Here is an 8582-nt window from a genome sequence, read left to right as displayed (position 1 = left end):
CAGAGAAGGGAAAATATAGTACACAGCGTATAAGATTTAACTCCAATTCTTCTGCTTAATTTTTTGTTACATACTTATAAATTTTTCCCACGGCTTACTTAAATCCAATATTGCCATCTCACCTGACGGAAAACAGATTGTCTTTTTGGAAGATCAAATTGCCTATCGAATGAACACGGATGGGACTAAGTTAACTCAATTGCCAGTGCTTCCAGACTCTAACGTGACCCGTTCCACCTTTGTTTGGTCACCAGATAGCACCCACATCGCTCGCATAGATCAATATTTAGAGAAGCCTGACGAGCAACAAATTTACTTGCTAGATGCAGATGGAAGACTTCTCAATCAAGCCAAAAACCGTGGAAGCTCGGGAAATCCTTGGGTACTGTGGTCGCCAGACAGTACTCGCCTAGCTTATTATCAACAGGAATCTCCAAATGCGCCTTTTACTGAAGGCAACATCTATTTACTTCACATCAAGGGAGGTAAATCAAAAAATCTCACTCAACAACAAGATATTTATTCTGGTTTCTCTTGGTCGCCAGATAGTCAGCAGATTGCATTGGTGAAAACCAAACAGGGTGTAAAGCTTGACCTGATCAATGTTGACGGTTCAGGCTTGAGTAATCTAACTCCTCGGTTTTCAGCCATTTTCAATCCAACGTGGTCTGCCGATGGTCAGCAAATTGCTTTTACTGGTTCTGAACAGTCGCCTTCACCTAAGAAAAATGGCCCAGTATTCAATCTATATGTCATGAATCGAGATGGTTCAGGACTGAAACAATTGAGTGATGACCGTGATTTGAGTGTGACTAATTTTGTGTGGCAACCATAATTGCGATCGCTAATAATCACTGACAAAGAGTATAAAAATGAACGTAAAAACTATCGGTATTATCGGCTCCGGAGTCGCTGGGCTAACAACTGCTAAATCTCTACAAAATGCTGGGTTTACTTGCGAGATTTTTGAGAAAAGCCAAAAATTGGGTGGCGTGTGGACAGTTGGATATCACAATTTTGGGTTACAAGAGCCTTCTAAGCTTTATGAATTTCCTGATTATCCCATGCCAGAAAGCTATCCGCAATTGCCATCGGGAGAGCAAATTCGCTCCTATCTAGAAAATTACGCTCGCCATTTCCAAATTTTTGACAAAATTCATTTCAACTGTATCGTCAACCAGCTTGAACCAACACCTGAAAATCGCTGGATTCTTCACTACACAAACCGAGAAACTGGACAAACAACTCAAAAAAAGTTTGATTTTATCATTGTCTCAACTGGGCTTTATTCTAATCCCTATGTTCCTAAGATTCCTGAACGAGAAGTTTTTTCTGGTAAGGTTTTACATTCCTCAGAATATAAATCCTCGGACTTGATTAAGAATCGCAAAGTCACTGTTGTTGGATTTGGCAAGAGTGCCTTAGACATTGCTACAGATGCCACACAATGGGCAGACAATGTAACTTTAGTTTTCAAAAATGCCTATTGGCCTGTCCCTTTACGAATATTAGGATTAATTGATTTTAGAATTATTTTATTAAATCGTTTAGTTGGTGGATTTTTACCTCTCTATCAACGTCCTGATAAATGGGAAGAAAATCTGCATAAGTATTTTCCGTGGCTGGTTTGGGTATTTTGGCGATTTGTAGAAATTGTATTGCGACTGCAATATCGAATGAAGGAATGCAATACTATCCCATCTCATCCAATTGAGCAAGGTGTGTTTGCTCAAGGTTTTATCCCACGAGATGAAACATATAAAATGATGCGCCAGGGTAAAATCCAAGTACAGCGCACAAGCATTGAAAAGTTTACGCCTGATGGTTTAGTTTTAGGAAACGGGCTTCACCTTGATAGCGATGTTGTTATCTTTGCCACAGGCTGGAAATCCAATAACAGCTTTTTACCAACAGCGTTTCAATCCACAGTAGAAGACGATGGTGTTTATCTTTACCGTCATATTATTCACCCCGATTTACCTTCTTTGGCGTTTATAGGTTGGGCTTCAACATTTGCCAATTCGCTCACAACATATTTAGAGGTTATTTGGCTAACTCACTTGTTAAAGGGCAAGATTAAACTGCCTGAACGTGAAATGATGTTGCAAGAAATTTCCCAAATGAAACGCTGGAAACGCAGTTTTATTCCACCTATCTCTGGACGCGGTTCGCTGCTGCAAGCACATCTGTGGCACTATCATGATGAATTGCTGCGCGATCTCTCGATTAATCCATACCGCAAACACAATATTATTGCTGAGTGGCTGCAAGATTATCGACCTACTGATTATCGTAATATTTAGGAAGCGATCGCTTCATCAATTTAGCCAAAAGCAATATTAATTATGCAAATCTGCAATCAAATTATATCGCTCTCACGTAGGGGAAAATAATTATTTTGGATACTTCTCTATGGGGTGTGCCGTTATTTGGAATTATATCGATCTGTTTAGAACTAATGAAATTGATCGTTTAGTATTTGTCGATCAATCTCCCTTGTTCACGTCTCGTCCACATTGGGATTCTCAAGAAATAGAGGAAGCTGGCGCAATTGTTACAGCCGAGCAACTAAATGAAACAGTGCGTAGTTTAGAAAGTTCCTCAGCCGAGGAAGTTACCCGAAACATCTTAGCTTCGATGGTGACTTATACAATGTCAAAAGAACAATTTGAGTGGATGGTAGAGTGCAATCTTCAGTTTCCGCGAAGGCTTGCTGCAACTTTGCTATACAACCAGTTTCACACAGATTGGCGAGATAAAATTGTCAGAATTCGTCAGCCAACTCTGATTATTGGTGGCAGAAAAAGTATTATTCCTTGGAAATCACAAGTCTGGATCAATAAAAGTATTCCTAACTCAGAGTTGGAAATCTTTGAAGAGGCTGAAGGCGGAGGACATTTCATGTTCGTTGAAAATCCGAAAAAGTTTAACCAACGAGTCTTGCAATTCCTCAAGTAACCATACACGGCTTTAACCAAAAAGAATTAGCCCTTTCAAGGTGATGAACGAAGATGGGTTGTTTCAGTGCTACCATTTTCAATCCTCCGCCCAGATTTTGGAATTTTTAAAGGTTAAAATCACTAATCTTCGCTGCTATTTTACGTCTTTGACAGGGCTTGTCCTATAATTTTTTCCGAAATTGGAAAGCAACTTTCCTAAAATAACATAGCAATCCTCGCTTAACAAAAGTATTGTGATTATCAAAGAACACATTTTATTGAATGTGTTGCATAGACTCCAAGTTACTACCTTAAGAAGTCTATATATTTCCTTCGGGAAAAGTTGACAACAGTTTTTCAATCGGGCGAAACACGAAACCTAACGCCAAGATTTCGTAAATACCAATTACTTCAAAACTAGGACAACAAAATTATGGTCAAAATTATAGGCACTGATGGAAACGACACTTTGATCGGAACTCCTAGGAATGACAGATTTATCGGCAGTGCAGGTAATGATATTATTACTGGTGGAGATGGTAAGGATGTTATTGACTACAGTAGTTTAGGACAAGCTGTAACAATTCGACCAAGATTTATCCAAAAAGGTGCGATTGGAACTGACACGTTTGGAGACTTCATTGAAACCGTCATTGGTGCTAACGGACAGGCTAACAGCATTGATGCTACATCCGATCGGACAGATGTATCAATAGTAGCGGATTTATCCAAAGAAAGACTAGAAATCAGACCTGTAGGTTTACCACCAGTAATAGTCAAGGTGAAAAATTTTGTCAATGTAATTGGTACAAATCAAAATGATGTTATTACAGGTGATGCTCAGGATAATGAATTAGTTGGCAGTGGTGGCAATGACATAATTAGAGGAAGCTCAGGCAATGATACCTTAAATGGTGGAAGTGGAAGTGATATAGCTGATTACAGCAAATTAGGTCAAAGTATTACTGTTATTGCTAATGGCTTAATTACTGCAATTGTCCAAAAAGGTGGTGGTTTCGGTACAGATACACTTATCAATGTAGACGGAGCTGTTGCTGATGCTAATGCAGTAAATAATACATTAGATTATTCTCAATCAACATCAAGTGTATTGATTAACCTTGACCTTCAAAATGGAAGTATAACTGTTAGTAATATTCCTGGTGGGGGTACGATTACTGCACAAGTCTTGAATTTTGATAATGTCAAGGGAAAAACTTCAGATGATATTCTTAGTGGCGATAAACAAAATAACTTGTTATTTGGTAATGACGGTGATGACATAATTTTTGGTAGGGGTGGCAATGACATACTTGCTGGTGAAAGTGGCAACGATATTCTTACAGGTGGATTCGGTGCGGATAATTTTATTTTCACTAGCGTACTAGATGGTGTTGACATTATTAAAGACTTCAAGGCTGTTGAAGGTGACAAAATTCAGGTTTCTCAAGTAGGGTTTGGTGCTATAGGAATCAGCGACTTCAGTTACGATTCTGTAAGTGGTTCTTTGTTTTTCCAAGAATCTAGATTTGCCATTATTGAAAATAAGCCTAATGGTTTCCAAACTAATCTAGATATTCAACTAGTATGAACTATAGCAATCCTATTTGAGTTGTGAAATTAGGCATAGAAGCAGGCAAGAGGCAATAAATTTTTCACGAATCATTTAGGATTGCTATAGCATATACACAGACGGAGTTTATAATCCTCCGTTTTTATTTTTTAAGTATTAATAATTGTTAATTTGATACTTTATTTACTAAAGATTTCCAATTGCCTAAATACAAAACTCGTTGCCACCAAATATTTTCTATAGGCCAAGTCAACTCACAGACAGTGCCTTGCGGAGAGTGAGGAAATCGTCGAAACTTGCCTCTTAATTGTCGAGCTAACTCTTGAGCTTGTTCTGTTCCTTGTCCGCCACGTTGATAGTTTTTAGATATATTTGCAAATCCATTATCAATTATTTGCAGGCAATACTCTTTTGACGATCGCGTACAAATTACATCAAGACGAGTAGCTCCTTGGGAATGTTTGCCGACATTACATAAAGCTTCTTGCAAAAAAAGGTACAACCCTCGCTTTTGATTTGCATTTAAGTTGCATTCTTCTAATGGTTCAAAATTAGGAGGAATAAAACTTTGGATTGTCATAAATCCTTGAAAGTTTCTTCTTAAGGTAATGTCGTAGACATAATAAAGCATCTCAGCAATGGGAGTTTGCAAATCGAGAACTTCATTTCCATCTAAATAAACACTATCATTCCGACTGAGCATTTCTTGACTGAGATATTCCGGAATAGTCCGTAACTCTCGATTTAGTTGTTCAAGTTGCGATCGCAATTCTTCAGGCTCTATTTTTTCTTCCCCTAGACTCCTTAATATTACAGCTAGGCTTTGCAAAGGCCCATTATGAATTGCTTCAAAAGAGCGCTTCAGAGTTAAACTGCGCTGTTCGAGTAGCGCTCTTAAATCTCGGTCAAAAAAAAATGTCGTTAGTCCTGCACTCGTAAGAGCTAATAGAGTTGGTACTAAAGGAATCCACCAACCTAAAACGAGACCAAAATAACAAATCCCAACAAGGGCGATACTGGTTAAACCAAGACTTAATAATGTCTTTGCCGGAGATTGAAGGATTAAACCAACAATTATGCCGAGTAAACCCCAAGCTAAAATCCATAAATATTCCCAAAATTCTGACCATACTTTTAACACTGGTCTTCTGTCTAAAATATGACTAATAATCTGGCTAGTAGTATGTGCATGAACTTCGACACCATAAATCCATTGGTATTGATCGGAAGACTGATCGATATCTAAAGCCGTGCTATAGAGTGTATTTTTGACTGCGGAGGTGATAAAGCTATCTTTAACGCTGGGGGCAGTCATGCCAATAATAACCACGCGATCGCGAATCCAATTAGGATCGATTTTATAATTGAGGACATCTCTAAGAGATATGGTACGAAAAGGTTGAGGATGAGAGCGAAAGTTCAGTAGCACTTGAAATCCATTGGCATCAGTTCCTACATATCCGCCAGAATTGGGGAGAAACCGAACTAGCCGACTCGAACCGAACTTGATGGGGTCTCTAGAACGACTACCATGAGTAAATTTTATTCCTTGTTCGCGTAAATAAAATTGTGCTAAACGCAGAGATAAGGAGTATTTCAGTTCTCCGGTGTGAGTTTTACTGGCGATTAAGCTACGTCGCAGCTTTCCATCTGGGTCTACTATTATATCTGCAAAGCCGATTCGTTCAGGAACTAATCCAGGCGGTGGTTTAACATTAAAAGATTGTTTTTGATTTAATGCTACTTCAACTCCGATGAGATTTGGATTTTCTCTCCAGACAGATGCAAGCTCGGCATCAGCTGAATTACCTTTATCTTTAAACAGGTCGAGACCGATGACTCTCGGTTTATAGCTATTTAAAATGCTCAACATTTTGGCGATTTCTTTATCTGGTATGGGAAACCTGCCTACATAGTTAATATCGTCTTCATCAATACCTACAATTACCACGCGCGAATCAACGGCTTCATTAGGCCGCAAACGTAGCAATTGATCGAAAGCAAGCCACTCTTGTGATTGTAATAATCCTATTGAGCGAACCAGTATAATTAATCCGACAACTGAAAATCCTGGCAGTACTACTTCTCGCCAAAGTTTCAGTTCTTTATGAACTTTTTTCCATAAATTGTTTTTAGTTGAAAGTGCAAATTTCATCAGTTGATTAATCCGATTTTTCTAGCTGCGATTTCAATTTGAATTCTTAATTCTTTACCAGGTTCGTCATACACGCCTAAAGAATCTTGCAGTCTAATCCAGTAGTTGCGTATAGTGCGATCGCTCAAGTTCATTTTTTGCGCGATCGCTTTATCTGTTAATCCTTCTTCATATTTCAGCGTCAATACCTCAATCCATTTTCGGTCAAATTCTGGGCGCGATCGCAATTCTGAAGATAAATAAATAGAGCCGCGCAATGACAAGTCAACGAACTTTAACATTTCGCGGATTGGCAACGATTTATCCATAGCCGCAAAGCCACCTTCATAAGCATTAATTATCGGTTTAAGCCTCACCAATGGTTTAATATTAGTACTCAGCACCACTAAATTAGGGGCGAGAGTGCTTGACATCAAAGTTTTGATCAGTTGTATCCCAACCTCAACCTGAGCTAAAGCTTGAGGCTTTTCTGGCAGACATAAATCAACGATTAGCAAGTCTGGGTGGTAGCGTTCAAATTGCTGATATGCAGTTTGGGCATCACCAGCTGCGAAGATTTCTACTTCTGGGTATTTCTCCTTGAGCGCTGGGATTGTACCTTGAAGAATTGCTTCATGGTCGTCAACGACTAAAAATTTTTGCAAAGTTTGCTTTGGCTCTTGGTTCATAACTGGTTTACTTTCTAATATATTATTTGTTTAACCTACCAAGACTACGGGAGGTCTAACTTTTTGTGGCTAGAAATTAACTTGTCATTTAAGTAAAACTTATCGTTAAATACTAGGATACAAATAATTAACTGGCTGCGTGTTGCAGTTTGAGGAATTTAGTTTTCCAAAATAGGAAAATCAGCACCTTGTCAAGGAAGATGACAACTTGTCAAGCTTGATTAGGTAGGATGGCCAATGGTTGGGAGGAGTCTATGAATTTTGTGAAAACTAAATTAAAGTATTATCAAAACTGGGAATCGCTACCATTTGGCTCTGGAGCGATAACTATGAGAGGATGCTGGGCGAGCATCGCTACTCTTGTAATCACTAACCCTGTCAGCGCTCAAATTGTTCCTGATAATACACTTGAAGTCAATTCCAACGTTGCGCCAGGATGCACAGCTTGCACAATAGAAGGGGGAACGGTTCGGGGAACCAACCTATTCCACAGCTTTAACGAGTTTTCTGTACCAACAGGTGGAGAAGCGTTTTTTAACAATGCTACATCGATTCAAAACATTTTCACTCGCGTCACAGGTAACTCAGTCTCGAATATTGATGGATTGATTCGGGCAAATGGCACTGCAAATTTGTTTTTAATCAATCCCAATGGGATTATCTTTAATTCCAATGCCTCTTTCAATATTGGCGGTTCGTTTATTGCAAGTACAGCAAATAGTCTTAATTTTAGTGATGGTATTAACTTCAGTGCTGTTAATTCTCAAAATGCACCTTTGCTGATGATCAATGTACCTATTGGCTTGCAATATGGCAGCAATGTTGGGAGCGTGGAGGTACAAGGATCTACTCTACAGGTGAATTCCGGTCAGACTTTGGCACTTGCAGGCGGCAATGTGAGTATAAATGGTGGGAAATTGCTAGCTTCGGGGGGACGCATCGAATTAGGCGGTGTGGCAACAGAGAGTACAGTAGGGCTTTTGGTGAACAACCCATCTATTAATTTGAGTTTTCCTATTGGAGTATCACGCTCTGACGTATCGCTTACCAATGGCGCTCAAGTGAACGTGCGCGATGGATCTGGAGGCGGGGGTAGCATTGCAATTAATGCCAGGAACTTGAATATTTCCGGAGCCAGTACAAGGGGGGAGCAATGCGGTTTTGTCAGATCCAGTAAAAAACAAGCGATCGCAAAAATAAAATCTAAGTAAGAAGTAACTTTATTTACTAAATATGTGCTGGTAGCC

The 8582-nt window shown here is 39.2% G+C and carries 7 protein-coding genes; 5 read left to right on the top strand and 2 right to left on the bottom strand.

The window, feature by feature from the left end:
• Positions 1–145: 145 nt before the first annotated feature.
• From H6G86_RS37125 to H6G86_RS37110, 4 genes are all read left to right on the top strand, one after another.
• Positions 146–835, top strand: a complete 690-nt coding sequence (locus H6G86_RS37125) for a TolB family protein (RefSeq protein ID WP_190938563.1) — start codon at positions 146–148, stop codon at positions 833–835.
• A 37-nt stretch (positions 836–872) separates the two neighbouring features.
• Positions 873–2303: a flavin-containing monooxygenase gene (locus H6G86_RS37120; protein ID WP_190938562.1), complete on the top strand. Its 1431-nt coding sequence runs from the start codon at positions 873–875 to the stop codon at positions 2301–2303.
• 109 nt (positions 2304–2412) lie between these two features.
• Positions 2413–2958, top strand: coding sequence for an alpha/beta fold hydrolase (locus tag H6G86_RS37115; protein WP_190938561.1), 546 nt, complete (start codon positions 2413–2415; stop codon positions 2956–2958).
• Between the two features lie 414 nt (positions 2959–3372).
• Positions 3373–4530, top strand: a complete 1158-nt coding sequence (locus tag H6G86_RS37110) for a calcium-binding protein (RefSeq protein ID WP_190938560.1) — start codon at positions 3373–3375, stop codon at positions 4528–4530.
• Positions 4531–4678: 148 nt separating this feature from the next.
• Here H6G86_RS37110 and H6G86_RS37105 read toward each other — a convergent pair whose 3' ends face one another.
• Together H6G86_RS37105 and H6G86_RS37100 are read right to left on the bottom strand one after the other, a co-directional pair.
• Positions 4679–6667 (bottom strand): sensor histidine kinase, encoded by a 1989-nt coding sequence (locus tag H6G86_RS37105; protein WP_190938559.1) that lies wholly within the window; start codon positions 6665–6667, stop codon positions 4679–4681.
• Complete coding sequence (locus tag H6G86_RS37100; protein WP_190938558.1) at positions 6667–7335, bottom strand: response regulator transcription factor; 669 nt, start codon at positions 7333–7335, stop codon at positions 6667–6669. The genes H6G86_RS37105 and H6G86_RS37100 overlap by 1 nt, the downstream gene beginning before the upstream one ends.
• A 254-nt stretch (positions 7336–7589) precedes the next feature.
• Here H6G86_RS37100 and H6G86_RS37095 point away from each other — a divergent pair, with 254 nt between their 5' ends.
• On the top strand, positions 7590–8546 hold the full coding sequence (locus H6G86_RS37095; RefSeq protein WP_242065169.1) for a filamentous hemagglutinin N-terminal domain-containing protein: 957 nt from the start codon (positions 7590–7592) through the stop codon (positions 8544–8546).
• The last annotated feature ends 36 nt before the right edge of the window (positions 8547–8582 follow it).

Source organism: Nostoc sp. FACHB-133, assembly GCF_014698055.1.
Lineage (GTDB): Bacteria > Cyanobacteriota > Cyanobacteriia > Cyanobacteriales > Nostocaceae > Nostoc.
This window is presented reverse-complemented; position numbering and strand designations above follow the sequence as displayed.